22 protein-coding genes and 1 riboswitch are annotated in these 26286 nt (G+C 48.5%); of the genes, 7 read left to right on the top strand and 15 right to left on the bottom strand.

Features of this window, described 5'->3' with window-relative positions; genetic code table 11:
- Positions 1–223 precede the first annotated feature (223 nt).
- From BC349_RS18450 to BC349_RS18440, 3 genes are all read left to right on the top strand, one after another.
- Positions 224–1516, top strand: a complete 1293-nt coding sequence (locus BC349_RS18450; protein ID WP_187258274.1) for a sensor histidine kinase — start codon at positions 224–226, stop codon at positions 1514–1516.
- Positions 1482–2114, top strand: coding sequence for a response regulator transcription factor (locus BC349_RS18445; protein WP_187258273.1), 633 nt, complete (start codon positions 1482–1484; stop codon positions 2112–2114). The genes BC349_RS18450 and BC349_RS18445 overlap by 35 nt, the downstream gene beginning before the upstream one ends.
- A 207-nt stretch (positions 2115–2321) precedes the next feature.
- Complete coding sequence (locus tag BC349_RS18440) at positions 2322–3761, top strand: phytoene desaturase family protein (RefSeq protein ID WP_187258272.1); 1440 nt, start codon at positions 2322–2324, stop codon at positions 3759–3761.
- 41 nt (positions 3762–3802) lie between these two features.
- Here BC349_RS18440 and BC349_RS18435 read toward each other — a convergent pair whose 3' ends face one another.
- A complete protein-coding gene (locus BC349_RS18435) occupies positions 3803–5062 on the bottom strand; it encodes a homoserine dehydrogenase (protein ID WP_187258271.1) in 1260 nt (419 codons plus the stop codon).
- 21 nt (positions 5063–5083) lie between these two features.
- On the bottom strand, positions 5084–6280 hold the full coding sequence (locus BC349_RS18430; protein ID WP_187258270.1) for a trans-sulfuration enzyme family protein: 1197 nt from the start codon (positions 6278–6280) through the stop codon (positions 5084–5086).
- 149 nt (positions 6281–6429) lie between these two features.
- Positions 6430–6543: riboswitch (SAM riboswitch) on the bottom strand.
- 377 nt (positions 6544–6920) lie between these two features.
- On the opposite strand from BC349_RS18430, the gene uvrA reads away from it, so the two are divergent.
- Positions 6921–9791 carry an excinuclease ABC subunit UvrA gene (gene uvrA / locus BC349_RS18425; protein ID WP_187258269.1) on the top strand — a complete coding sequence of 957 codons (2871 nt, stop codon included), beginning with the start codon at positions 6921–6923 and terminating at the stop codon, positions 9789–9791.
- 725 nt (positions 9792–10516) lie between these two features.
- Here the strand turns inward: uvrA and BC349_RS18420 are convergent.
- The 10 genes from BC349_RS18420 to aspS form a co-directional block, all read right to left on the bottom strand.
- On the bottom strand, positions 10517–10894 hold the full coding sequence (locus tag BC349_RS18420) for a hypothetical protein (RefSeq protein ID WP_187258268.1): 378 nt from the start codon (positions 10892–10894) through the stop codon (positions 10517–10519).
- A 26-nt stretch (positions 10895–10920) separates the two neighbouring features.
- The gene (locus BC349_RS18415; protein WP_187258267.1) at positions 10921–11886 is read right to left on the bottom strand and encodes a DUF6089 family protein; all 966 of its coding nucleotides are present in this window, start codon (positions 11884–11886) and stop codon (positions 10921–10923) included.
- 122 nt (positions 11887–12008) lie between these two features.
- Positions 12009–12458, bottom strand: coding sequence for a GNAT family N-acetyltransferase (locus BC349_RS18410; RefSeq protein ID WP_187258266.1), 450 nt, complete (start codon positions 12456–12458; stop codon positions 12009–12011).
- Positions 12459–12468: 10 nt separating this feature from the next.
- Positions 12469–13818, bottom strand: a complete 1350-nt coding sequence (locus BC349_RS18405; protein ID WP_187258265.1) for a M28 family metallopeptidase — start codon at positions 13816–13818, stop codon at positions 12469–12471.
- Between the two features lies 1 nt (position 13819).
- Positions 13820–15082, bottom strand: coding sequence for a replication-associated recombination protein A (locus BC349_RS18400; protein WP_187258264.1), 1263 nt, complete (start codon positions 15080–15082; stop codon positions 13820–13822).
- 56 nt (positions 15083–15138) lie between these two features.
- Positions 15139–16080: a transglutaminase family protein gene (locus tag BC349_RS18395; RefSeq protein WP_187258263.1), complete on the bottom strand. Its 942-nt coding sequence runs from the start codon at positions 16078–16080 to the stop codon at positions 15139–15141.
- Positions 16081–16088: 8 nt separating this feature from the next.
- Positions 16089–17030, bottom strand: a complete 942-nt coding sequence (locus BC349_RS18390; RefSeq protein ID WP_187258262.1) for an alpha-E domain-containing protein — start codon at positions 17028–17030, stop codon at positions 16089–16091.
- A gap of 27 nt (positions 17031–17057) precedes the next feature.
- Positions 17058–18509 carry a circularly permuted type 2 ATP-grasp protein gene (locus tag BC349_RS18385; RefSeq protein ID WP_187258261.1) on the bottom strand — a complete coding sequence of 484 codons (1452 nt, stop codon included), beginning with the start codon at positions 18507–18509 and terminating at the stop codon, positions 17058–17060.
- 306 nt (positions 18510–18815) lie between these two features.
- Positions 18816–19325 carry a hypothetical protein gene (locus tag BC349_RS18380; RefSeq protein WP_187258260.1) on the bottom strand — a complete coding sequence of 170 codons (510 nt, stop codon included), beginning with the start codon at positions 19323–19325 and terminating at the stop codon, positions 18816–18818.
- A 52-nt stretch (positions 19326–19377) separates the two neighbouring features.
- Positions 19378–21201, bottom strand: coding sequence for an aspartate--tRNA ligase (aspS, locus tag BC349_RS18375; RefSeq protein ID WP_187258259.1), 1824 nt, complete (start codon positions 21199–21201; stop codon positions 19378–19380).
- Between the two features lie 44 nt (positions 21202–21245).
- Between aspS and BC349_RS18370 the strand changes: the two genes are divergently transcribed.
- Together BC349_RS18370 and BC349_RS18365 are read left to right on the top strand one after the other, a co-directional pair.
- Positions 21246–22070, top strand: a complete 825-nt coding sequence (locus BC349_RS18370; protein ID WP_187258258.1) for a zinc-dependent peptidase — start codon at positions 21246–21248, stop codon at positions 22068–22070.
- Between the two features lie 225 nt (positions 22071–22295).
- Positions 22296–23093 carry a zinc-dependent peptidase gene (locus BC349_RS18365; protein WP_187258257.1) on the top strand — a complete coding sequence of 266 codons (798 nt, stop codon included), beginning with the start codon at positions 22296–22298 and terminating at the stop codon, positions 23091–23093.
- Between the two features lie 74 nt (positions 23094–23167).
- On the opposite strand, the gene BC349_RS18360 is transcribed toward BC349_RS18365, so the two are convergent.
- A complete protein-coding gene (locus BC349_RS18360) occupies positions 23168–23755 on the bottom strand; it encodes a molybdenum cofactor guanylyltransferase (RefSeq protein ID WP_187258256.1) in 588 nt (195 codons plus the stop codon).
- Positions 23756–23897: 142 nt separating this feature from the next.
- On the opposite strand from BC349_RS18360, the gene BC349_RS18355 reads away from it, so the two are divergent.
- Positions 23898–24695 carry an MOSC domain-containing protein gene (locus tag BC349_RS18355; protein ID WP_187258255.1) on the top strand — a complete coding sequence of 266 codons (798 nt, stop codon included), beginning with the start codon at positions 23898–23900 and terminating at the stop codon, positions 24693–24695.
- On the opposite strand, the gene BC349_RS18350 is transcribed toward BC349_RS18355, so the two are convergent.
- Together BC349_RS18350 and BC349_RS18345 are read right to left on the bottom strand one after the other, a co-directional pair.
- Positions 24682–25110 (bottom strand): hypothetical protein, encoded by a 429-nt coding sequence (locus tag BC349_RS18350; protein WP_187258254.1) that lies wholly within the window; start codon positions 25108–25110, stop codon positions 24682–24684. The genes BC349_RS18355 and BC349_RS18350 overlap by 14 nt on opposite strands.
- A gap of 58 nt (positions 25111–25168) precedes the next feature.
- On the bottom strand, positions 25169–26245 hold the full coding sequence (locus tag BC349_RS18345) for an NAD(P)/FAD-dependent oxidoreductase (RefSeq protein ID WP_187258253.1): 1077 nt from the start codon (positions 26243–26245) through the stop codon (positions 25169–25171).
- Between the last annotated feature and the right edge of the window lie 41 nt (positions 26246–26286).

Genomic DNA, 26286 nt, shown 5'->3' with positions numbered 1-26286 from the left:
GTATATGGGAAAAATATTTATTGTATCACTTAATTTGTTGATAATCATAAGTGATTGATTAGTTTGGGTTTGTTTGGCCGGGGGGAGGTCCAGGTTCCAGCAGCCCGGATTCCTGATTCCCTCCGCCAGTATTAGCCATTCCCAACCACCAGTATTCGCCAGTTTTGTTTTCAAAGGATTTGCGTTTTGTTTAATATATTCAGGATTGGTAGCGTTGAATTATATGAAAAAATGGCTTTGGTTTATAGCAGGCGATAAGGATTCATTTAAACTGGAACACCAGGTGTTTAACAGCACCAGTTTTTTTATCACGGCATTCGCTTTTATCGCTTCCACCAGTAACTGGGTATTAGGTCTGCACCCGCTTACCATCTGGCCCGGATTTCTCGGCGGGCTTACATCGATGGTGATATTTTATCTCTCCCGAATTAAAAGAGTTTTCAATGTACAGATCACGATCAGTTATCTGATACTCACCATGCTGTTCATGAGCGGGATATATTTTTTTAATGATGGTTCTTCCGGGACGATCATCTATCTAGTGGTTATGTTCCTGACCATTATGCTGATGATCGTTCACCCGCGTTACCAGTTCCTGGTATTTACCCTTTCTTATGGTACCATCCTGACTTTGTTGTTGCTGGAATATTTCAACCCGGCCTGGGTGGTTGGATATGCTTCCACGCTTGTGCGGATACAGGATTATATGGCCACCATTTTTCTTTCGACTCTATTTACTACCATCACCATAGTGGTGTTTCGCACCAGTTATATTGATGAAAGGGAACGGGTGAACCGGCAGAATACAGAACTGCTGTTGCTCAACCGGAAAATTGACCTGCAAAAAGCTGAACTTGAAAAGAAGGCGATGGAACTGGAACAATCGATCCTCCTGGCAAATGAACGCAATGCAAGGATCGAAACCCTGATGAAGGAACTTCATCACCGGGTGAAAAATAACCTGCAGGTGATTTCCAGCCTGCTGGCATTGCAATACAACCGGATGGAGGATGACCATGCCCGGCAATCACTGATGTCGAGCCGCACCCGTATTGAAGCGATGGCGCTGATCCACAAGAGCCTCTACCAGCATGAAAATGTAACGGAGGTTGAAATGGAAAACTATCTCAGGTCGCTGGTAAAATTGGTGGCTGCCAGTTATGGTGCAGAAGAGGGACTTATTTCCCTTGATGTTAAACTGGATAATAAAATGGTCGATATCGACAGTGCTATCCCAATCGGACTGATCGTAAATGAATTACTGAGTAATGCATGTAAGCATGCTTTTGGCCCGGACACTGATCCTAAGGTCTGGGTTTCCTTCAGGCAGGATGGCGTATCTGGTTATATACTTCGTGTGGCAGATAACGGCCGTGGTATGGGTGATGGGAACGAAGCGGAAAACAATGCTTCTTTCGGGATGAAACTGGTACACACCCTGGTGACCCAACTGGATGCCGAAATGAATATTGTTAATAATAATGGAACCGAATTTATCATCGAAATGGAAGTATAATATGAACAATGCCGAATCTGTGCTTATTGTTGAGGATGAGCTGATCAGCGCCATGAGTATTTCAGAGCTGCTGGAACAGGAAGATTACGCCATTGCGGGTATTGCAAAGGACGCAGATACTGCCATGCGGATCTGCCGGGAAAAAGCACCGCAGGTGATCATCTGCGATATTAATATAAAAGGTGAACTCAATGGTATTGAGCTGGCAAAACAAATCAGGACATTATACAACAGCCAGGTGATTTTTCTTACCGCATACACCGATACGAATACGGTTGAATCGGCTGCTGCTGTTGATCCTGTGATGTATGTGGTCAAACCTTTTAACGACAGGCAGTTGCTGGTAGCTGTGCAGATGGCTTTTCACCGGTTGTATAAGAGCCAGTTGCCGGTGAGGAATACTTCATTGCAGCTGACCAGTCGCGAAATGGAAATTGCGCAACTGGTGGGACAGGGGCTTTCTTCCAAACAAATTGCCGGACAGTTATTCATCAGCGAGGAAACGGTTAAAACCCATCGCCGGCGCATGTTACAGAAAAACAATATCAATAATTTTCCGCAGCTTATTTATCTCCTCAAAGGCGCTAAAGGAGCCTGATAATCCCGGCGCCATCGTTCAGAACCTGTTTGAATTCATCCTGTGTTCGTACAAATTCGGATTATCTTTAATTATAAATCATGCAATAGCATTCACCGGAGACTTCCCTTGAGAAAGAGCCGCAACACAGCTTTCCAAATTCATTGTTGATTGGGGGAAGGAAGTGAAAGCTTTTGAAACAATTTTAAATCATCTTCAATAACCTGATTGAAACCGGTAATTACAGATGTGGATGCAGTTGTTGTGGGATCTGGCCCCAATGGCCTGGCAGCAGCTATCACCCTGCAGCAGGCTGGCTGGAAGGTACTCTTGCTGGAAGCTAAACCAACCATTGGCGGCGGGATGCGCACAGCCGAACTTACCCTGCCCGGATTCAAACATGATATCTGTTCCGCCATCCATCCCCTGGTATTAAGCTCCCCGTTTTTTAACGGTATTCCGCTGCAGCAGTATGGACTGGAATTTGTCCGGCCTCCGGTTTGTGCAGCACATCCACTGGAGGGAGGCAAAACCATAGCGCTGTATCCTTCCCTGACGGCCACTGCTGCAGGTATGGGCATCGATGCCGAAGCTTACATTGGCCTGATGTCTTCGCTGGTTGACGATTGGCCGGCATTGATCGGCGACCTGCTGGGCCCGTTAAGATGGCCATCCCACCCGCTTGGTTTGTTACGGTTTGGCATATCCGCTTTATCATCCGCCAACAGACTTGCTGCTGGTTTTAACACTACTGAAGCCCGGGCCTTATTGGCAGGGATGGCTGCCCATGGAATGCAGCCCTTGTCAAATCTTTCCACATCGGCATTTGCGATGGTATTACTGGCAGCGGGGCATGCTTCCGGATGGCCGATACCTGTTGGCGGGGCACAATCCATTGCAGATGCGATGGGTGCATATTTTACCTCACTGGGTGGAAAAATTGAAACAGGTATTGAAGTGAAAAGTCTGGAGCAGTTGCCATCAGCAAAAGCAGTGTTGTTTGATCTTACCCCCCGCCAGCTTCTGAAGATTGCCGGTCATCGGTTTTCACCGCTGTACAAATGGCAGCTGGAAAGATACCGCTACGGGATGGGCGTTTTCAAGATAGACTGGGCACTTGATGGGCCGATACCTTTTACGGATGAGCTTTGCCGTTATGCTGGTACAGTTCATCTGGGTAATACGATGGAAGATATTGCTTTCTCTGAATGGCAGGTCTCCCGGGGGCGGCATGCGGAGAAGCCCTTTGTATTGCTGGCCCAGCAAAGCCTGTTTGACCCAGGCCGGGCTCCTGCCGGGAAAGAGGTTGCATGGGCCTATTGCCATGTTCCGAATGGATCCGAAAAAGATATGACTGATGCCATTGAAAAACAGGTGGAAAGATTTGCACCGGGATTTCGGGATCGTATTTTGGCCCGGCATGTAATGAATACCATGGCCATGGAAGAGTATAATGCAAATTATATCGGGGGCGATATCAACGGCGGGCTGCAGGACCTCGCACAACTTTTTACACGACCCGCGCTTCGTTGGTCTCCATACAGGACGAGTTCAAAAGGGATCTATATCTGTTCTTCTTCCACTCCGCCGGGTGGCGGTGTTCACGGCATGTGTGGTTATCATGCTGCGCAAAGGGTAATAAAGGATTGGGGTAAAGGGAAAGAGTGAAGCGGCTGTCTTCCGCCTCACTTTTTATTTCCTGATCCTTTCTAAAACGCAACACCCGCCAGTTCCAGGCTCTTCTTCTTCAGTTGCTGGATGGCAACATCTTCAATGATCGGATCAGGTGTCAGGATCAGGGAAGTGCCGTTGGTCTTCCACCAGTCGTTTTCAATCAGCTCCTTTACAGCCAGAACGCCAACAAGGTATTTCCTTTCTTCCCTGGCGTGCCACTCTTCAATCCATTCGAATTTTTCGCGGGGTATGTATTTCCAGTCGGTGAAGCTAACGTACACGCGCAGGTAGTAATCGTTTGTTAATGCGTTTGGTTCGTGATGGTATAGTTTCTTATACTCGTACTTGTAATCATAGCGTAAGGCAGACAAATCACTCAGCACGGCAGAGGCAGTTGGAAAACTGCCCGCACCTTTACCATAGAAAAATTGCTTGTCGGAAAATCCGCTCTCAATAACAACCCCATTGTATTCGTTTTTCACAAATGCAAGGTGATCGTCCTGTGGTACAAACTGCGGGATCACAAAACTCGCAACCTTTCCGTTTGTGAGCTTCTGTGCCTGCGCAACCAGTTTGATCTGCTGGTTTTTTTCTGCCGCCACTTTGGCATCCATGGCATTTATATTCTGGATCCCGGTGAACAGGAGATTGTCCGGATGCTCAATGATGCCATAAGCATGCGTTAACAGGAAGGCCCATTTATTCACGGCATCATATCCCTCCACATCCAACTTTGGATCTGATTCCGCGAATCCCAGCTGCTGGGCGAGGAGCAGTGCCTGCTGGAAATCCAGTTTATCTTCGAACATTTTGGTAAGAATGAAATTAGTGGATCCGTTCACGATGGCTTTGATGCCATGCAGAAGATCGTTGTCATAATATTCTTCCAGGTTGCGAATCACCGGGATGGAAGCGCAGGCTGCTGCTTCGTACAACAGGCTCTGCCCTGTTTCCTGCTGCAAGGCCAGTATTTCCGGGAGATGCTCGGCGATCATTTTTTTGCTGGCGCTTACCACGGCTTTCCCATTACGCAGAGCGGTGCTTACAATTTCAAAGGCAGCTTCTGATTCGTTGATCACTTCAACAATAACATTGATCTCCTCATCATTCAGCAAGTCATCCCGCTCGGTGGTGAACAGCGCATCCGGCGCGTTCCGCTTCTTGCCTGGATCTTTGATACATACTTTTTTGATCGTTGCGCTGAGGGAAGGCGTTTGCTGCAATACCTTGTACAATCCTTCTCCTACTACTCCGAATCCGAAAAGACCTATGGTCAGTTGTTTGTGATAACTCATCTCTATGTGTTTACTTGCTTGTTAACAAATGGTGCTCTTCTGTTTTCGTTTATTGCTTACAGTTTGACTGGTTGCGGAAACAATGGTCAACGCTGTTTCAATGTCATTGATCAGGTCCTGCGCATCTTCCAGTCCCACACTCAGCCTGATCAGGCTGTCTGTTACGCCTGCGGCTTTCCTTTTATCTGCATCTATCGTCTTATGGGTCATGCTGGCCGGGTGGCTGACCAGGCTTTTTACCCCGCCCAGGCTTTCTGCCAGGTGGAATAATTCCGTGCTGGTTACAAATTGACGGGCTGCCGCTTCTGTGTCATCCCTGAGACTGAACGATACCACGCCCCCGAAATCCTTTTGCTGTTTTTTTGCAACGTCATGATTCGGGTGTGTTAACAATCCAGGATAATAAACTTTGTCAATCGCAGGATGCTGTTGCAGGTAAGCCGCAATGGTGGCCGCATTACGGCAGTGCTGTCCGATGCGGAGATGCAGTGTTTCCAGTCCGCGAATCAGCAGGAAGCTGTCGAAGGGTCCAAGTACAGCACCGCATGCATTCTGGTAGAATTTGATCTGTGCACCCAGGTCCGGGTCCCTGGTTACAACGAGGCCGGCAATAACATCACAATGTCCGCCAATGTATTTGGTAGCGCTGTGTACCACGATATCGGCTCCATTTAATAAGGGCTGCTGCAGTACAGGTGAGGCGAAAGTGTTATCAACGGCCAGGAGTATCTTGTAACGGTCAGCAATAGCCGCAATGGCCTGGATGTCAGAAACCTTCAGGGTTGGGTTGGTCGGACTTTCGAGCCAGATCAGGCGGGTCTTGCTGGTAATGGCCCGGTTGATGGCCCCCAGATCGGTAGTGTCTACATAGGTCACGCTGATGCCGAATTTTTTGTACACTTTTTCGAAGAGCCGAAACGCGCCGCCATAGATATCATCCACGGCTACGATTTCATCTCCCGTTTCCAGCAGTTTGATCACGGCATCGATGGCAGCCAGTCCGCTGGCGAAGGCTGCAGCCACGGTGCCACCTTCCAGTTTGGCAATGATTTTTTCCAGTTCCTGGCGGGTTGGATTGTTGGTTCTGCTGTAATCAAATCCCTTGTTGACACCGGGTGCTTCCTGCACGTAGGTGCTGGTCTGGTAAATCGGAACGGCAATGGCGCCGGTTTGTGCATCCACCGGGATGCTGTGCAATAATTGTGTTGTCGCTTGCATGTTAAACAGTTTTTTTCGTTTGAAAAACAGGTTGTCAGCGACACCACCTACCAAGTTGAATCGGAAGGGCTTAAAATAAAAAAGCTCTTCCGATAAATCATCAGAAGAGCTATATGAAGAAGTTGTATTTCTGCAAAAGCCATTCATCTGACTTATCTATCCCGCCATGCGGGGTGGATTTGGCACCTTACTCCGTGTTGTTCACACGAAACAGGTTGTCAAGGCTTCATCGGGCCATTTCCCTCTGCCTTTCTTGATAAGCGATGCTCTAAAGAACTGGTGCAAAGGTAGGGTGGAAGAATTTAAACTGCCAAAAAAATATTTTCCTCCCCCCGCTTTTACCGGGCAACTTTAGGTGTCTGACATGTGTTAAACAGAAGTCGGACACGCCGGAAATCCTGGTGAAGGTGCGGGAAATTCTGAATCCGGTTGCCAAAAGACTGCGTGCTTCAGCAATTAACAGTGCGTGTCGTTGCAATAAACAGTGCGCGTCGCTGCAAAAACACAAGGTCCCAGGCAGTAAACACCTGTTAGTTTAAATGTTTAAATGACTGTAAATATGCAGGTTTCGACACCGGCTGGAATGGATGTCATAACAAGTGTTTAACATGTGTCAGACACCTCTTACATTTGTCATAGTATGAAGAAGAAAAAAGCCGTTGCAGCGGACGTTTTGCCGCCGGATGTCATCGAAGTGGTCGGAGCACGTGAACATAACCTGAAAAATATTGACATCACCATCCCGAAAAACAGGCTGGTGGTATTTACCGGGGTAAGCGGCAGCGGGAAATCCTCCCTTGCTTTTGATACCATCTATAATGAAGGGCAGCGCCGCTACATGGAAAGCTTCAGCGCCTATGCAAGGCAGTTTGTGGGCGATATGGAAAGACCCGATGTCGACAGGATCACCGGCCTTTCACCGGTGATTTCCATAGAACAAAAGACCACCAGCAAGAATCCCCGGTCAACGGTAGGCACCATCACTGAAGTATATGATTTTCTCCGCCTGCTCTTCGCGCGTGCCTCCGATGCATACTCTTACAATACCGGCAAGCGGATGACAAAATTTTCCGAAGAGGAGATCGTGGAGAATATTTACGAAAAATATAGTCATAAAAAGATCAGCCTGCTGGCTCCGCTGGTTCGGGGACGGAAAGGCCATTACCGTGAACTTTTTGAGGACATCCGCAAAAAAGGATATCTCAAGGTGAGGGTGGATGGCGAGGTAAAAGACCTTGTTCCCAAAATGCAGGTGGACAGATATAAGATCCATGACATCGAAGTGGTGGTTGACCGGATGGCGGTGACTCCCGATTTGAAACTGCGGCTGAGCCAGAGTATACAGAAATCCATGCAGGTGGGTAAGGGGCTGATGTTCCTGTTGCTCAACGATAACAACCAGGTGATACAGTACAGCCGTCAGTTGATGTGCGAAGATACCGGCATCAGCTATGAGGAACCATCGCCCAACGCATTTTCATTCAATTCTCCCTATGGCGCCTGTCCGACCTGCAAGGGGCTTGGTACGGTATACCAGGTCAGCATGGAGAAGGTTATTCCCGACTGGGATAAAAGTATTAAAGACGGTGGCATTGCGCCGCTGGGCGAAGAACGGGATGCCTATGTTTTCCGCCAGGTGCAGCAGGTCGCACGAAAATACAAGGTTGACCTGAAAAAACCCCTGAGAGATCTGCCTGAGGCATCACTGAATATCATCCTGTATGGAAATGAGAATGGCAGCGATGATACCGATATAGATTTTGACCAGTACAATACATCAGACCGCGTGTATGCCGAAGAGTTTGAAGGTATCATACCGCAGCTGAAAAGATGGTTCGGGACCGGCAGTTCGGAACCGGTGCGCGAATGGGCCGAAAGTTTTATGGAACTGAATACATGTTCTTCGTGTGATGGTGCCCGTTTGAAAAAGGAAAGCCTCTGGTTCAGGGTGGACGGAAAGAATATTTCTGAACTGAGCGAGTATGACCTCGATAAGCTGCTGGCATGGTTTACCAATATTGAAAAACGATTGTCCGGCAAGCAACAGATTATCGCAAAGGATATCCTGAAGGAAATCCGTGAACGATTACAATTCCTGATAGATGTCGGCCTTACTTACCTGACCCTCAACCGGAGTTCTAAAACCCTTAGCGGGGGCGAGTCACAGCGCATCAGGCTGGCAACCCAGATAGGTTCCCAATTGCAGGGAATCACCTATGTGCTGGATGAGCCAAGTATCGGTTTGCACCAGCGCGATAATCACCGCCTGATCACCGCTCTTCAGAACCTTCGCGATATCGGAAACAGTGTGCTGGTGGTAGAACATGATAAGGATATTATGATGGCGGCGGATCACCTCGTGGATATCGGTCCCCGTGCAGGTAAATTTGGTGGCCGGATTGTTGCGCAGGGTACTCCGCAGGAAGTGCTGGCATCCCATTCTGATACTGCACAATACCTGAACGGTGAAAAACGCATCGATGTGCCGGCTGCAAGAAGGAAGGGGAACGGGAAGTCTCTTGAACTGAAAGGCGCCAAAGGCAATAACCTGAAAAACCTGAATGTGGGTTTCCCTCTTGGTAAACTGATTCTGGTTACCGGTGTCAGTGGCAGTGGCAAGTCCACTCTTATCAATGAAACCCTTTACCCGATCCTTTCAAAGCATTGTTATGATTCCAAACAGAAACCGCTTGAATACAAATCGATAAAGGGCTTGGAGCATGTGGACAAGGTGATCGAAATTGACCAGTCACCCATTGGTCGTACGCCTCGAAGCAATCCGGCTACCTATTGCGGATTCTTTACTGAGATAAGGCAATTGTTTGCTGCTGTTCCTGAAGCGAAAATCAGGGGCTATGCGGCTGGTCGTTTTTCGTTCAACGTCAAAGGAGGCCGGTGTGATGCCTGTGAAGGCGGTGGTATGCGGGTCATTGAAATGAACTTCCTGCCGGATGTATATGTGCATTGTGAAAAATGTAACGGAAAAAGGTACAATCGCGAAACACTGGAAATCCGTTACAAAGGGAAATCCATCAGCGATGTACTCGATATGACAGTGGATGAGGCCGTTGAGTTTTTCCAGGCGGTACCCTATCTCTTCCGTAAAATTAAAGTCTTACAGGAAGTGGGTCTGGGTTATATAACCTTGGGACAAAGCGCTGTGACGCTGAGCGGGGGAGAAGCCCAAAGGGTCAAACTGGCTACAGAGCTTTCCAAAAAAGATACCGGCAAAACTTTTTATATTCTTGATGAACCCACCACAGGGCTGCATTTCCAGGATATCCAGCATTTGCTGGATGTGCTGAACAAACTGGTTGATCGCGGCAACACGGTGCTGGTGATTGAACACAACCTGGATGTAATCAAAGTGGCCGACCATATCATCGATATCGGCCCTGAAGGCGGTGACGGTGGCGGACGCCTGCTCTTTGAAGGTACTCCTGAAGAGATGGTGAACGTAAAGGAAAGCCACACTGCAAAATTCCTGAAAATCGAGCTGAAAGCCGTCTGACGCGAAAGCCGTCTGACGTTTAGAATTGCGGTATTCACCAAACCCAAACGTCAGACGGCTGATCCCCCGGACGTGAAAGCCGTCTGACGTTTAAGATTGCGGTATTCATCTATCCCAAACGTCAGACGGCTGATCCCCCGGACGTGAAAGCCGTCTGACGTTTAGAATTGCGGTATTCACCAAACCCAAACGTCAGACGGCTGATCCCCCGGACGTGAAAGCCGTCTGACGTTTAAGATTGCGGTATTCATCTATCCCAAACGTCAGACGGCTGGTCCCCCGGACGTGAAAGCCGTCTGACGTTTAAGATTGCGGTATTCATCTATCCCAAACGTCAGACGGCTGATCCCCCGGACGCGAAAGCCGTCTGACGTTTAAGATTGCGGTATTCATCTATCCCAAACGTCAGACGGCTGGTCCCCCGGACGTGAAAGCCGTCTAACGTTTAAGATTGCGGTATTCATCTATCCCAAACGTCAGACGGCTGGTCCCCCGGACGCGGCCGCCGCAAAAAACAAACTGCCGGCAATTACTCATCGCCGGCAGTTGTGGATACTGGATAAGACAAAACATAATTGATAACCCAATAAGCAGTGGCAGGTAGTCTTAATAAAATCTGTTTAGAAAGGGTACTGAGAAATAGGGAACGGATCGTGTTAATAAATAACCGGATAATTGGATTTTATCAATTTCCCTGCCGCTTATTGGTCATCAGTTAAAGATCATTATAATACCAGGATGGTGCCGCTTTCAATGCGGATCTCATCACTGAATACTTCGAAATAATAGTTTCCTTTGTCTGGTTTGCTGACTACGGTGGTTTCACGGTTCCTGATTTTGGCTTGCTTTACAAGCTTTCCTTTTTCACGGAACAGGAACAATTGGTAGGTGCGTCCTTCCTCGCCACTGGCAGAAAAGAAGAGTACCTTGTTGGAAGCGTTTGTGTAAATATTTACCGTATGTCTTTTGTCGTTGTTTAATTTTTGAATAATAATACTGTCTGTTCGGTAAGTTGGGTGGGACTCACCTGCCCGGGCTGACAAACTGCCCACAAACATCACCATGATCACAAGCAGTTGTCTGTAATTGAACATTTGCTTCATGGGTTCGGATTAAATGAATATAGGGTTTAGAAGCGCATAGTCGGACACTTTATTCGTTTGTAATCATCCTCAGATCTCTGCAGCTTAAAGTTCAGCTTGAAACCAAAAGAATAGTATGAGTCCATGTTGCTGGATGTTCCCCTCTTGTCACCAGGACCATATCCCGCATTGGCACTGCCGCTCTGGTCTGTTTTGTTGGCCATCCTCCTGGCTAATTGTGCTTTCTGGGATCCAACTCCAAAATACTGGTCAAATAAATTCGGGTCAATGTAAGTAGTGCTCACATCATCGATGTAGTCTGTAAAGGTTTTGCGGTGGATTATTTCCAGTGCAATACTGGTCCTTTCACTCACGAAATACTTTACACCAAGTCCCATCGGAATATTCATCTGGGTCAGTTTGTACGGCTTGCGGTCCGCATATTCAGGGAAGCCCTGTCCTTCGGTGCTCAGGTCCTTCAGGTTTACATATTGCCCGGTCAGCGGATCCGTTCCCTGGGGGTTGAAGTTGAATACACCCACACCGATTACACCATAGGGCCTGAATTTCCTGTATAAATCTTCCACATCCCATTCCAGGAAAACTGTCGGATATACTTCAGCAACCAACATCCCTTCGATTATCCTGGAACGGAAATCGGAATTGCGGAACTTCCTGGCTTCTTCCCATCCTCCCTGGCCTTTAATGATCTCGTCTTTTCCGGAGATGGTTCCATAATTGGCTGCCAGGCGAAATGCCAGCAGGGGGGAAGTGTGTGCCGTAATGTGCGCGCCTACCATGAACCTGGTCATGGGAAAGTTATTGTCTTTCAGAAATCCCCTTCCTATACCTCTGGTGCCTCCAAGATCTCCAAGGAAATTTGACGGTCCAAAAGTAATGCCGGCCTCAACTTCAGTGAAAATTCCAGACTGGCTGAAAGATGCCTGAGTGATTGCTAGTGCTAGGATGGATAAGGCACATTTACGCAGGAAATGAGGTAAATGCTGTTTCATGAATATCAGATTTTGTTTTCGAACGGTTACATGGATTACAGTTAGAAACGATGAAGAATATCTTCCTCGTATAGCTTTCGTAATCTTTTTTTTAACCTTCGTAAAACTACCTGCTGATATTACTATGCCGGCATTAGCATCTCTACGTGTTCAATGCCATCTTCCAGGTAAACTTCCCCATCGGTGTTAAAACCGAGTAATGTGTAGAATTTTTCCAGGTAAAGCTGGGCCCCGATCCTGATGGGATGATGGCCAAACAGTTGATGGCAGGCTTTGACGGATTCCTTCATCAGCTCGCGGCCAATTCCTTCACCCCTGACCTGTGGCGAACTTACCACCCTGCCGATGGACATCTCTTCATAGGATAAGCCCGGCGGCACCAGCCTGGTGGAAGCGGCCAGAAGGTTGCCCTTCCAGCCCAGTAAATGCCAGCACTGCTGGTCCTTGTTATCCATGTCCAGGAATACACAATTTTGTTCCACAACGAATACTTCGCTCCGCAGCCTCAACAATTGGTACAACTCATGAGGCGACAGATCGGCAAATTTTTTTAACTCCCATTGAATGTTCATCGTCGTTATTTTATCTGCCAACAGCCGGTGAAATGGCCAGGCTTTCATTTCCTGATTCACTGACACTTTGAACTGCGAAGAAATAATTGTCTTTAGAATAAGGCAGACGCAGGGATGTTTCAGTGGTGAAGAATTTCTTTTCCCAGTGTCCGGAGCTGGTTTCCCGCATCAATATATAGTAACCTTTCACTTTTCCATGTGCTGGAGCTTTCCAATATAAAAGGGATGAGTTTGTCAGGTTTTTCACATCTATTTTTACTTCCTGCGGCGCGGCTGGTGAGCTGGCAAGATTCGCCAGGCAAGCCAGGTTAACGGCAGTATTCTTGCGGAGGTACTCAAAATCCATAAATTCAGGAAGGTCTCCGTATTGAATGCCATTCTCCTTTCTCAGGTCCTGGTGCTGGTGATTGAAATTCTCATTCATCTCAGTCAGGCGGACTGCAGCAAATCCTCTTTGTACAAAAGGAGTATGGTCGCCACCACGAAGGAATCGGTCGTTGCGGTAAATCAGTTTTATTTCCAGGTGATCCACATATCTTTCACCCACTTCTTTTACATATCGGGCAAGCTGGCGTGAGCGTCCGTCATTTTCCATGCCAAGCCCCCTGATGCCCGCAGCCTGCTTGTCGAGTTCGAACGCAGGCAGTCCTTCACTGAATACACGTAACCTGGTATTGTCAATGATATTGGTTTCATTGCTGTTATTGCTGCCCATGATATCATTATTCAGCAAAGCTTCAAGCTGCCAGTTTTCCTTTTTGGCTTTTTCTGCCAGGTATCCGGCTCCCAGCAACCCCTGCTCCTCACCGCTTACTGCCACGAAAATGATGGTTGCCGGAAAAGAAGAGTGACTCATGATTCGGGCCGCTTCCACCACTGCCGCCACACCGCTGCCATCATCATTCGCACCAGGTGCTTCGGCATTGGCGTTCATCACATCCGTTACCCTGCTGTCAATATGCCCGCTGATCATGAATATCCTTTTGTCAGCCGGATCGGTTCCCTTCAGAATGGCCATGGCATTGCCCAGGTTCACCCGCTTGTTGATGCGGCGGCCGTCAGGCTCTAACGTTGTTGTGTCAACGAAGGCAGTCATCCTTCCGTTACTGTGGCTTGCAAATTCATTGAATTTTTTCAGCACCCAGTTGCGGGCGGCGCCGATTCCTGTTTTCTGGTCTGTGACGGAACTCATGGTATGTCGGGTTCCGTAGGATACAAGCTGGTTGATGTAGGCGCGGAGTGAATCAGCGGAAACCTGCTTTACCATCTGTTCAATGGAAGGATCACGTACCACCATTGTTTGCGACTGAACGCAATTGCTACCCAGTATAAAACTGGCAATAATCAGAGTTTTTTTCATTTCAGTAATTGTATTTTTCTTTCCAGCGTTGCAATAAAAACTTCCTTATATCTTCTTCCCTCGCATTTTTTCCAGGCTTGAAAAAAGCATGTCCGCGAATGGCATCGGGAAGGTATTCCTGTGGTGAGAAATTGTTTTCAAAATTGTGCGAATACTGGTACCCTTTCGCGTAGCCCTGGTTCTTCATTAGTTGTGTTGGTGCGTTGCGAAGGTGCATCGGAACAGGAAGATCGCCTGTTTGTCTCACCATGGCCAAAGCCTCATCTATAGCCAGATAGCTGGCATTACTCTTTGGTGATGTGGCCAGGTAAACAGCGCATTGCGACAGGATGATCCTCGATTCGGGAGGTCCGATCTTGTTAACGGCATCAAATGCGGCATTCGCCAGCAGTAGGGCATTGGGATTGGCATTGCCGATATCTTCACTTGCCAGGATAACCATCCGGCGGGCGATAAATTTTACGTCTTCCCCACCCTCAAGCATCCTTGCCAGCCAATAAACGGCACCATTGGGATCGCTGCCCCGTACTGATTTTATAAAGGCGGAAATGATATCGTAGTGTTGCTCGCCCTGTTTGTCATACATCGCCACTTTCTGCTGGGCCACCAGCATCACCAGGTCGTCGGTTATGATAATGGGGGGATTTGCACCCGCAGATTGAACCACCAGTTCAAGAAGATTGAGCAGCTTACGGGCATCCCCACCCGAAATCCTGATCATCGCTTCCGTTTCTTTCAAGGTGACCGATTGTTGCATTAACCATTCGTCTTTTTCAATGGCATGTTGCAGCAATGCGACCAGGTGTTTCTCCTCCAGCGGTTTCAGTACATACACCTGGCATCGGCTCAGGAGGGCACTGTTTACTTCAAAGGAAGGGTTTTCCGTTGTGGCACCTATCAGCGTAATGGTTCCTTTTTCGACGGCCCCCAGAAGAGCATCCTGCTGTGATTTATTGAACCGGTGTATTTCGTCAATGAACAAAATGGCTTTATCCTGCCTGCGGGCGGCTTCAATGACTTCCCTCACTTCCTTTACCCCGGAAGAAATGGCGCTTAAAGTATAAAAAGGTGTGTCCAGGGTATGCGCAATGATATTGGCAATGGTGGTTTTACCTACTCCCGGCGGGCCCCACAAAATCATGGAAGGAACCACGCCCTGGTCAATTGCCTTTCGCAGAATGCTGCCTTTCCCGGTCAGGTGTTCCTGTCCGGCCAGGTCATCGAGCGATACGGGGCGAAGTCTTTCTGCAAGTGGTGTGGGCATGTTCCTGTTGTGGGATGTGAAATTAGGAAAATGTGCCCAATCAAATCATCCCCTCCTTATTGCTGCATGGCCCTCAGGTCTGATTCCTGCAGGAGTACCTGCTGGTCAAATGTGTCTGGTAACTTCACCAGGCTTTTTTCTTCAAAATGATGTCCATCCTCATATCCCACCGAAACATATACAAACATTTTCTGGTGGGCCGGCCCCTTAAAGGTTCCCTTTACAGGTGAGCAATCTTTGAAGTTTCGTCCAACAGCCAGCTTTATGTGGGTGTTGGAAACCCAGATATTATTGGTGGGATCAATGCCCGCCCAGCCAAAACCCGGAATCCATGCTTCCACCCAGGCATGCGTGGCACCTTCACCCCTTAAGCCATTTTTATTGGGACAAATATACCCGCTGACATAACGGCTGGGGATTTGCATGGTACGCAACACCTGTAACATCAGATGGGCAAAATCCTGGCATACTCCCGAACGGTGGTCAATGATTTCATCCACAGTGGTTTCAATATCTGTGATTCCCTTAATATAGGTAAAGTGCCGGTAGATAAACTGGCAACAATCCTGTACAATAGCCGCCACAGATTTCCATGGTTGAAATATTTGTTGCACAATTTCGTCTATCGCTGCCTGGTTGCTGATTTTCTCAGGCCTTCCCAGATCAACGAGAAGTATATTATCCGGCACTTCCCCCTCCAGGGCATCCAATCCGGTATTGAAATTCAGGGGCCTCTCCGCAGGAGCCTTGGCCCTCACCAGTAGGCGACTTTCAATGACCAGTTCTGTATGGGATGCGTTCAGGTTGAAAAGGCCGGCACGGTTTCCCCAGTAGTCGGTAAAAATATGAAGATCAGGTTGCCCTGATATGATCAGGTCGTGTTGCAGCACTTCCTGTTCCGCGCACTGGTAGGGGAATATCCTTATTTCATTAACGCTTTCGGTAACCGCACGATCGTACTCATAACTGGTAATATGGTGTATGCTGAATGTGGACATATGATGGCTTACGCGTATGAAAAGAAAAGCTGGTTAAATTTCTGGTTAAACTGAAGCAGGTCTGTTTTGATTTCCTGAAGATAGGGCTGTAATCCCTTTTCCCGGATCGTATTCATATCCGAAAATTCTATGCTGCTGTGCAAGCGGCCAAAATTTTTGAGCAGTCCCCGGGAATCCTCGCTTGTATTGTGCACACTGACTTTCTGCAGGTAGAACCCGATTCTGTCGAGGCAATAGGCTGCCGAGCGGTTGAAGGCCTTATTGAATAAAACCTGGTCGATCACATTCAGGTTATGCTGCGGGCTCCGGTAGGTTTTCAGGTAGAGTTCATATCCTGAAAGCGAAAGCAGCAGGTTTCTCCAGTATAATACATCCCTGGTCTGGTCCAGGTCATAAGCCGTTTCCGCAAAAAAACGGTCGGCCAGTTCAAGGCTGATGATGCAGCGTTCCGTAAATTTCCCGATCGTCATGAAATTCCAGCCCATATTCCTGGGCATGGTGCTGTCTGATACTCCATGATAAAGCAGCAACTGGGTGGCAACCTCCTGCAATACGGCCAGTGCATCATTCCGCATGAGCTTTTGCTCCAGCATGGGGTTGTTGATCAGGTGGTATATCTGGTTCACCTGTTCCCATACTTCCTTGGTAATATGGTCCTGTGCGCCTCTGGCGTTCTCCCTCGCTTTGATGATCATGGCACGGATCGCATTGCCGTTGGAAGTGTCATATATAAGGTGCTGAACCAGCCGAAGCGGTTCCTGCTCCAGTGACACTCGTTTCTGTTCCTCCGCAGAGCTGAACATATTGGAGAGCATCTTCCAGTTTTGATTTGAATATTCTCCCTTGTCCAGCCAGAGGGTATAATTGATGTGCATGGCCCGCAACATGGCATCTCCTCTTTCAAGGTACCTGTTGAGCCAGAAAAGTGAATCGGCAATTCTGCTTAGCATATTCTTCGGGTGTGGGTCAGTGTTATGTTATTGGTTGTTCAGAATCCAGGTATCCTTGCTTCCGCCGCCTTGCGATGAGTTCACCACCAGCGAGCCTTCCCGAAGCGCTACACGGGTGAGTCCACCGGGAACGATTTTGATGCCATCTGGCCCGCAGAGTGCAAATGGCCGCAGGTCAACATGGCGGGGCTGGAACTGGTTATTGATAAAACAGGGAACGGTTGATATGTTGATGATGGGCTGCGCGATGTAACTTCTCGGGTCCTCGCTTACCGCCTGCAGCATTTGGGAGATTTCTTCATCGCTGGCAGAATTTCCCATCAGCATGCCATAACCGCCGGATTGATTGGTTCGCTTGATCACCATCTTGTGCACATTGTCGAACGTGAAATTCCTGGCATCACCATCTGCGAGCTGATAGGTGGGCACATTGGGAAGAATAGGATTTTCGTTGAGGTAATACCTGATCATATCCGGTACATAGGCATACACGGCCTTGTCGTCGGCCACGCCATTTCCCAGCGCGTTGACGATGGCAATATTTCCTTTCCTGTAGGCCCCCAGAATACCCGGAATGCCAAGGGTGCTGTCGGGTCGAAATGCCAGCGGATCCATATAATCATCGTCAATCCTGCGGTAAATAACATCAACCTGCTGTAAGCCCAAAGTTGTTTTCATAAACACTTTGTGGTTGTCTACCATCAGGTCCCGTCCCTCTACCAACGGAATGCCCATCGTCCTGGCGAGAAATGTATGTTCGTAATAAGCTGAATTGAATATCCCTGGTGTGAGCAATACCACTGTTGGATGGGTGATTTGCCTGGGTGCCAGTGATACCAGGATATTATAAAGTTCCAGCGGATAATTGTTTACCATCCTCACTTTATTGGCGCTAAGCAGATCCGGGAACAGGCGCTTGGTGACCTCCCTGTTTTCCAGCATATACGATACGCCCGACGGTGTTCTCAGGTTGTCTTCCAGCACGTAATAACTGCCGTCTCCACCCCTGATCAGGTCAATGCCTGAAATGTGTACGTGGAGGTCGTGCGGCGGCCTGATGCCATATACTTCCCGGGTAAAGTGCTGGCAGGAGGCAATGAGTGAGGAAGGGATTACCTTGTCTTTCAGTATCTGCTGTTCCGAATAGATATCCCGCAGAAACATGTTCAGCGCTTTCAGCCTTTGTGCAATGCCGGCTTCGATCTGCGACCACTCATGACCGGGAATGATCCTGGGAATGATGTCAAAGGGGAAGATGCGTTCAATACCCTCGTTATCGGTGTACACGGTAAACGTGATTCCCTGGTTCAGGAATAACTCTCCGGCCAGTTTGTCTTTGTCGGCCAGCGTGGCCGGTGAAAGCTGGTTCAGCGCCTGGAATACCTGCTGATAAGGTTGCCGGATGCCCGTTCCATCGCACATTTCATCCCAGGAATCGGGTATCATGCAATAATTACTGAAAACGGAATCATCGATCATAGATTTCGGTTAGGTAAATAAAAAAGGGTTGCCTGCTCCACACCTGGAGCAAGCAACCCTTTGATCAAATATAAGGAATTGGATTGTTGGTACACAATATTCCTGCTCAAATGGTATGAATTATAAACAATGGGCTTGCAATAATCAACCTGCTTTTTTATGGCCTGGTGCAGGCATTAACTGAGTGGGATAATCGCTTCAGGGCCGGGCAAAAACAGCCTTATATACGCTGGCAGGGTCCATGAGTGTGAACGGAGTGGACAATCCGAAAGTGTACGACTTCGGTGTTAAATGAGAAGGTCAGTCTCATGTGTTCGGCGGCTGCTGAAATGCATCAGCATGCTGCCGAACCAATTTAAATGTCTGGAATATATGTAATAGCAGAATGCTGCAATATACCAGTAAGAACCTGAGCAGGAAATGCATGAATTTACTCATCATTTCCTCCATCCCTTCCACAGACGCTTTCTGCATGGACATGGCCTGTTCAAGAATATCATTCAGCAGTGCCGGGTTCAATATCAGGGTAAGGCACTGGATCAGGGTCATCACGGCAAAAGCCATGGTGCCATAGCCATTTACTTTGATAAGGTCTCGCAGGGATGGCTTGCAGTACATATGTGCATCTATTCCCCTGGTCAGGAAACGCCAGCTGCTATAGGTATAGATTACCACACAGGCCACCAGGAATACGGGCAACAACAATACCGGGTTGGTAAGTGCCGCCATGAGCATGGTCAGCAGCATCAGGGCCATAAATCCACCTACCGCAAACAACAGATAGGTAATGATCCGGTATATCATCAGGGTTTTCATGCTACTTTTTTTTGATGCGTCTGACGTACGTCAGACGAACGTCAGACGCATGTCAGACGCTTAGGGTAATACTCAGCTCATTCAACTGCTTGTCATCGATGGAAGCCGGGGCATCCAGCATCACATCACGACCACTGTTGTTCTTGGGGAACGCAATGAAATCGCGGATGCTTTCAGACCCTCCCAGGATGGCGCACAAGCGGTCGAAGCCGAAGGCGATTCCTCCGTGCGGGGGTGCACCGTATTCAAACGCACCCAGCAGGAAACCAAACTTATGCTGCGCCTCTTCCTTGCTCATGCCCAGCGCATCAAACATCTTCTCCTGCAGCTCACGCTGGTAAATCCTGATCGAGCCACCGCCAATTTCATTTCCGTTGAGTACCATATCATAGGCATTCGCCTTAATATTCGCATAAGGGTGGCTGAGGTAGTTCGCAGCATCCTTAATGGCAGGGTCATTGCCGATCATAACTGGAATATGGTCGGGCTTGGGTGAGGTAAAGGGATGGTGCCTTGCTACCCAGCGATTCTCTTCCTCGGCATATTCGAACAGCGGGAAATCAAGTACCCACAGCAGTTTGAATTCATCCTTGCGGCGCATTCCCAGGCGTTCACCCATTTCAAGGCGCAACTCACTGGTCGCTTTACGGGTGCGCTCCTCACGCCCCGCCAGTATCAGGATCAGGTCCCCCGCTTTTGCCCCGCAGATCGCAGCCAGGTTCTTCAGTTTCTCCTCGTCAAAAAACTTGTCTGCACTGCTCTTGAAAGTTCCGTCGGCATTGCATTTGATGAAAATAAGCCCGTTCATTCCTATTTGCGGGCGCTTAACCCACTCCGTTAATTCGTCGGTTTGTTTGCGGGTATATTCACTGCAACCGGGTACTGAAATAGCCAGCACGGTTTCAGCTTCAGTCAATACTTTAAATCCACTTGCTTCAAAAATTGCCTGGGCTGCCAGGTTGCCGCTTTCACCTTCAAATACTGTTTTCAGGTTTACCAGCTCCATTCCAAATCGGATATCAGGCTTGTCATTGCCATAACGCAGCATTGCATCGTTCCAGCTCATTCGCTCCACCTCATCTGTATAATCAATCCCCTTCACATCCTTGAAAATCCGCTTGATGAGCCCCTCAAACATCTGCAGGATGTCTTCCTGAGCCACAAAGCTCATCTCGCAGTCGATCTGCGTGAACTCGGGCTGGCGGTCGGCGCGCAGGTCCTCATCGCGGAAGCATTTCACCACCTGGTAATAGCGGTCGTAGCCACTTACCATCAGCAATTGCTTAAAGGTCTGGGGACTTTGTGGTAAAGCATAAAATTGTCCGGGGTTCATGCGGGATGGCACTACGAAATCGCGTGCGCCTTCCGGAGTACTTTTGATCAGGAAAGGCGTTTCGATGTCCATGAAATGATTTTCATGGAGGTAGTTCCGGGCGGACCTGTTAACTGCGTAACGCAGTTCGATATTGCGCTTTACCGCATTGCGGCGCAGGTCCAGGTACCGGAACTTCATGCGCAGGTCATCGCCGCCATCGGTGTCATCCTGGATGGTAAAAGGGGGCGTGACCGCCTTGTTAAGTATGTTGAATTTACTTACTTCAATTTCAATGTCGCCGGTAGGAATATTTGGATTCTTATTGGTCCTTTCCAACACGTTTCCTGAAACCTGGATCACAAATTCTCTGCCAAGGGGCTGCTCGTCAAGTTCCTTATTCAGGGTTTCGCCAAACAGGAGCTGGGTAATGCCATACCTGTCGCGCAGGTCAATAAAAGTGATACTGCCAAATTTCCGTACAGTCTGCACCCAGCCTGCAAGGGTAACTTCCTGTCCGATATTGCTTTCTCTAAGTTCTCCACAAGTATGTGATCTATACATATAGAATTTATATTTTCGGTCTTCCGGTGAGGTGCAAATGTAGCATGATTACAGTAATTACCATATTAGGAGGCAGCAGCCTGCTTGTTTTTATCATCTGGAGCTGGGAAAGGTTCCGGTACGACTACCGGCGGATGATCAGGGATAGCAAACATCCCGAGCCGGAAGGGACCGGACTATTGTTGCCCGAATGGGCGCAGCACCACGACTGGCTGAGGATCCACAACACCTATTACCGATCCCTGAACCTCCATAACCAGGCCCGTTTCCTGCGCAGGGTGATGGATTTTATGCGTTACAAGGAATTCAAGTATGTAGACCTCGACCCCGATCCCTTTATCCCCCTGCTGATCAGTTCTGCTGCCATCCAGCTCACCTTCGGGCTGAATGATTTCAGACTCGATTTTTTCGATAAAATATATGTGTCGGGCTCTGCTTACCAGGTACACTGGCACAAGCAGGCTTTCCAGGGCCATGTAAGCCTGCAGGGGATTTACCTGAGCTGGGAGCATTTTTACCACGGTTACCGCCATTATGATGATGCCCATAATCTGGGCCTGCATGAGATGGCCCATGCGCTCACCTATGGCGCATTAATGGGAAAAGCCAGCATGGACAAGACTTTCAGGAGCCGGTTCAGGGAATATTATAAGGTTGCCAGCCCTGTTTATAAAAGGATGAGGGCAGGGGGAGACAGCGTGCTGGACCGGTACGCAGCCACAAGTTTCCATGAATTCTGGGCGGTGTCAGTGGAGACTTTTTTTGAAAAGCCGATCCTCCTCAAAACGGCCGAACCGGAACTTTACCGAACCCTCTGTGACCTGCTCAACCAGGACCCTGTTGAAATCATGACAATCAAGCCCGTATAAGTTCGAAAGGCCTTTAGTAAATCTACTTTTTGACTGGATTTGTTGGCGAAATACTTTCAAAAACCAGTTGTAATTCATATCTTGTTATTAGTTAATTGTATCACTACCCCTACGCCCTCGTCCTATAATCCGTACCGATCTCCTCTCCGAAAGACCGACGAGCATCCAAAACTGTGTTTAACCAGCAAGACAGCTTCGATTTTCTTTACCAAAAAGAAAACCCTTATGGAAATCGTATTCATTTGTTTGCTGGTGTTCTGTACCATTTTCGCGTTTGATTTGCTAAACGGACGCCTGCAGAACTTCCTGCTTTACCGCCGCCGGAAAGGTTTCGAGCAGCATGAAACCTATTTTCGTTCGATCATCGCCTCCAATATCCGCTATTTTAATTATGTGGATATGGAAGTGCAGCAAAAATGGCTGTTTCGCACCTACCTGATTTTCCGGTCCAAAAAATTCCATTATGTCGGCGTTGAAAAAACCGATGAAATGCCGGTTCTTATCAGCGCTACAGCCGCGCAGCTAACCCTTGGACTGGAGAGTTTTTCACTTAACTATTTCCATGATATTTATGTATTGCAGCATGATTACCACTACGGATTTTATTCCCTTCCGTTTATGGGGCATGTAGACAGTTCTGGCATTTATCTCTCCTGGGATAATTTCCTGCAAGGTATCCGCAGTGTGCAGGACAACAGCAATGTGGGATTGCATGAAATGGCCCATGCCCTTGCATATGTGAATTTTATTACCAAAACCGACGAGGATAAACACTTCAAGAAAGAATTTTATGCCTTCTCAAAAGTGGCCAGGCCCGTATTCCAGGAAATGCAAAGGGGCCGTAAAACCATCCTGGGCGAATATGCTGCAACCAACTATCATGAGTTCTGGGCAGTAAGTGTGGAAGTGTTTTTTGAGGACAGCATCCGGTTCCGGCATGAACTGCCTGAACTATACGATGCGATGGTCCGGCTCCTGCGCCAGGATCCATATATGGTTTTGATCAGCCGGCTCGCAGCATAATCGAACACCCTTTGTTTTTGATTTCAACTGTCGCTAAAACCGGCCTTCGACTGAATCAATCACTGGCGAACCATTCAGAGCTCGTTCAAATCAGATGGCGCGTTGAAGTTTTGAAAAAATTTCAGCCATTCGGGTTTTATCGGGATGGCATGGCTGAATAACAGGCTGATGACGTATTTCATACTCTGTTTTTCAAGCGAACCGGAACGGCCCAACCGGAATATTCGCGACAACCCGCCCGCACCATAAATGGCACACAGGGGTTCCGGTTCCGCATCATTGGTAAATATCCAGGCATCGTGATCTGGATTGGCCAGGTATGCTTCATATAATATCCGGATCGTTGCTGCATTCATCAAAGGCATATCGCAGGCGACTACCAGCAGGTCCTCGCCAGGGAATTTTTCATGCACACTCAACAAGCCCTTTAACGGTCCCTTCACTTTAATTTTATAGCTGTCCGAAATGATCTGTGATTCAGGGAAATCAGCCCTGTAAAATTCATATTGGTCAGGCCTGACAGATACATATACCGGTACCGGTACTGCCGCTGCCATTTGATTGGCTATCGTCCGGGCCCAGGTGTCCGACTGCAGTGTCAGCAGGCCCTTGTCGCTACCCATGCGACTACTTTCGCCACCGCAAAGTATTACCGCTATCATGGTCGGGATGTTTTGCAAAATGCCGCTGAACACTGTTCACCCGTCGGGTGCCACCCGACGGGTGAACAGTGTTCAGGATAAAGATAAGGCATATTCAGGCGGCACAAAACCTTGCGGACCCGATAAATCAATAGATTTGGGGATGCTGAAAATTTCCGGAATATTCATCTATCCCATTAAATCATTAGGGGGGATTTCCTTGACCGAAGCAAATACTACTGACCGCGGGCTTCAGTACGACCGCCGCTGGATGCTGGTAGATGAAGCTGGCGTTTTCCTGACCCAGCGCAGCCATCCCGCAATGGCCTTGCTCCAGGTACAATTGCAGGAAGATGGATTGTACGTTTTTCACAAACACCATCCCGGCCAAAATATCCTGATCCCTTTTGAGCCCGAAAGCAGCCAGGTGACAGAGGTGGAAATCTGGGATGATCATTGCAGTGCCCTGGTAGTGAGTGAAACAGCCGGACAATGGTTTTCGGGGCAACTCGGCATTCCATGCAGACTGGTCCTGATGCCCGAGGCAACCCGTCGTGAAGTGGATCAGCAATATGCTTTCAATGGGGAGATTACCAGCTTTGCAGACGCCTATCCCGTCATGATGATCGGGCAGGCCTCACTGGATGACCTCAATTCAAAGCTGGATGTTCCGGTGCCGATGAATCGCTTCCGGCCCAACATCGTTTTCTCCGGCGGGAAGCCCTTTAGAGAAGATGAAATGAAATCATTTCAAATAAACGGGATTACCTTCTCTGCGGTTAAACCCTGCGCCAGGTGCGTATTGACGACCATCAACCAGGAAACGGCCGAAAAAGGGAAGGATCCGCTGGCAACCCTGGCTGCTTATCGCAAATCCGGTAACAAAATATTGTTCGGACAAAACCTGTTGCTGCAGGGCCAGGGAAAAATAAGGGTGGGGGATGACATTATTCCGGTCTGACCGCCCTGGCGACATTTTCCGGCACTTCAATTTCCATGACTATCGTTTTGTGCAGTTTTTTCTCGCGCGGCATGATCACTAGGTAATAAGTGGAAATAAAAAACATACCGATGGCAAAGGGGATAGCCGCATAATACCGGTAATGGTCAGGCAGGTTCATGAATTCCGTCACCATCCAGTAACAGTTGGCGAGGATCCAGCACAATACGGCCAGGTTGTGGAACAATTCCGATTTTAGTTTCCTGGTTTGCCAGGTGATCAGCATGGCCACCGCTACGGTGGGAAAAATCATGATAATGCCGAGAGGCCGCCATAACATCGCCCAACTCATATCTTTTACCAGCCAGAAAACAATATGAAGATTTTCAGTTCTCCGGAACTTTTCCGGGATGGTGTACATGCGGTTGCTTGCCATTAAAATCGGTTTCGGTCATGAAAAATGTCTGGCTGCGAAAATAAGGCACCCGGATGAGTCAGGAACCTAATATCCGGGAGAAACGTTCTATGGAGGCTTCGGGCTGGATGGCTGTCCCATCTACCAGGTGTTCCGCCAGTTGTTTGGCAAACCAGGGTGCCAGCGAGCAGCCCTTTGTGCCCGTTCCGTTCAGTATCCCGACCTGGGGGTGAAGGGGGTGCATCCCGGCAAATGGCCTTCTTTCCACTGTGGCCGGCCTGATGGCTGCCCAATGGTCCACCACCCGAAACGGTAGTTTGATCCAATTGCCTAACTGTTGTTCCGTACGCTCCCGAAATGCCGCGGTTGGCCCGTTGTGCTCAAAGCGGTTCTCATAGGTGGAGCCGGCCCAGAAATAACGGGTATCTGCAAGCTGGTTGAAATGAGGGAAGGGTACGATGGACAATCCTTTCTTGTAGATATGGGTGGACGGCAGGCCTTCAATTTCAAGCAACAGGGCCTCGCCCTTATTGGGTGAGAAGGGTAGCCGGCTGAACCAGGGAAGTTCCATGCTGCCAATGCCATCACAAAAGATGATTTTTTCGGCTGTAATGTCTTTGTAAAAAATTTTTCCGCCTTCGGTCAGCAGCTGGCCTGCATCAAATTTTTCCTGTATAAATACACGTTCAGCCAGCAGGTGCATTTGCCATTTGTTGAGCAAAAGATTCAGGTCGATCAGGAGGGCGGGATGGATGATGCCCAGGCCGTAGGGCGCGTCCATAAAGCTTTTCCAGGAGTTGTCGTTTTCCGGCCGGCTGAGATATTCCGGCAATTCCGGAAGGCGTTTTTCAAAAGCATCCTTCATTTGGACCGTAGGGAAACTATGCAGAATATCCACCGTGCTGATACATTCAATGTCAAGCGCATGACCCATACCGTTGTATGCTTCCAGCGCGAAAGGCAGGAGCTCTTCTGCCATCCAGGTTTTAGCCAGTACGCGTCCGGTTACCGGGTTTATAACGCCCGAGGCTATGCGCGATGAGCTGACGGGTTTGCCCTCGTCAATTACGATGTATGTCCGGCCCATCTGTTCCAGCCACCAGCTCAACCAGGTGCCGCATAATCCCTGGCCGACAATGATGATATCTGTTTGCATCGGGAGGCAAATTAAATGATACTTTTATAATAACTGAATTC

Source organism: Flavihumibacter stibioxidans (assembly GCF_014332695.1).
GTDB classification, from domain to species: Bacteria; Bacteroidota; Bacteroidia; order Chitinophagales; family Chitinophagaceae; genus Flavihumibacter; species Flavihumibacter stibioxidans.
Note: the sequence above shows the minus strand (reverse complement) of the source record. Positions and strands in the feature narration are given on the sequence as shown.

Coding starts and splice junctions, on each gene's coding strand:
- BC349_RS18450 (WP_187258274.1), top strand. CDS start 224: ATGAAAAAATGGCTTTGGTTTATAGCAGGCGATAAGGATTCATTTAAA.
- BC349_RS18445 (WP_187258273.1), top strand. CDS start 1,482: ATGGAACCGAATTTATCATCGAAATGGAAGTATAATATGAACAATGCC.
- BC349_RS18435 (WP_187258271.1), bottom strand. CDS start 5,062: ATGAGTTATCACAAACAACTGACCATAGGTCTTTTCGGATTCGGAGTA.
- BC349_RS18430 (WP_187258270.1), bottom strand. CDS start 6,280: ATGCAAGCGACAACACAATTATTGCACAGCATCCCGGTGGATGCACAA.
- uvrA (WP_187258269.1), top strand. CDS start 6,921: ATGAAGAAGAAAAAAGCCGTTGCAGCGGACGTTTTGCCGCCGGATGTC.
- BC349_RS18420 (WP_187258268.1), bottom strand. CDS start 10,894: ATGAAGCAAATGTTCAATTACAGACAACTGCTTGTGATCATGGTGATG.
- BC349_RS18415 (WP_187258267.1), bottom strand. CDS start 11,886: ATGAAACAGCATTTACCTCATTTCCTGCGTAAATGTGCCTTATCCATC.
- BC349_RS18410 (WP_187258266.1), bottom strand. CDS start 12,458: ATGAACATTCAATGGGAGTTAAAAAAATTTGCCGATCTGTCGCCTCAT.
- BC349_RS18405 (WP_187258265.1), bottom strand. CDS start 13,818: ATGAAAAAAACTCTGATTATTGCCAGTTTTATACTGGGTAGCAATTGC.
- BC349_RS18400 (WP_187258264.1), bottom strand. CDS start 15,082: ATGCCCACACCACTTGCAGAAAGACTTCGCCCCGTATCGCTCGATGAC.
- BC349_RS18395 (WP_187258263.1), bottom strand. CDS start 16,080: ATGTCCACATTCAGCATACACCATATTACCAGTTATGAGTACGATCGT.
- BC349_RS18390 (WP_187258262.1), bottom strand. CDS start 17,030: ATGCTAAGCAGAATTGCCGATTCACTTTTCTGGCTCAACAGGTACCTT.
- BC349_RS18385 (WP_187258261.1), bottom strand. CDS start 18,509: ATGATCGATGATTCCGTTTTCAGTAATTATTGCATGATACCCGATTCC.
- BC349_RS18380 (WP_187258260.1), bottom strand. CDS start 19,325: ATGAAAACCCTGATGATATACCGGATCATTACCTATCTGTTGTTTGCG.
- aspS (WP_187258259.1), bottom strand. CDS start 21,201: ATGTATAGATCACATACTTGTGGAGAACTTAGAGAAAGCAATATCGGA.
- BC349_RS18370 (WP_187258258.1), top strand. CDS start 21,246: ATGATTACAGTAATTACCATATTAGGAGGCAGCAGCCTGCTTGTTTTT.
- BC349_RS18365 (WP_187258257.1), top strand. CDS start 22,296: ATGGAAATCGTATTCATTTGTTTGCTGGTGTTCTGTACCATTTTCGCG.
- BC349_RS18360 (WP_187258256.1), bottom strand. CDS start 23,755: ATGATAGCGGTAATACTTTGCGGTGGCGAAAGTAGTCGCATGGGTAGC.
- BC349_RS18355 (WP_187258255.1), top strand. CDS start 23,898: ATGCTGAAAATTTCCGGAATATTCATCTATCCCATTAAATCATTAGGG.
- BC349_RS18350 (WP_187258254.1), bottom strand. CDS start 25,110: ATGGCAAGCAACCGCATGTACACCATCCCGGAAAAGTTCCGGAGAACT.
- BC349_RS18345 (WP_187258253.1), bottom strand. CDS start 26,245: ATGCAAACAGATATCATCATTGTCGGCCAGGGATTATGCGGCACCTGG.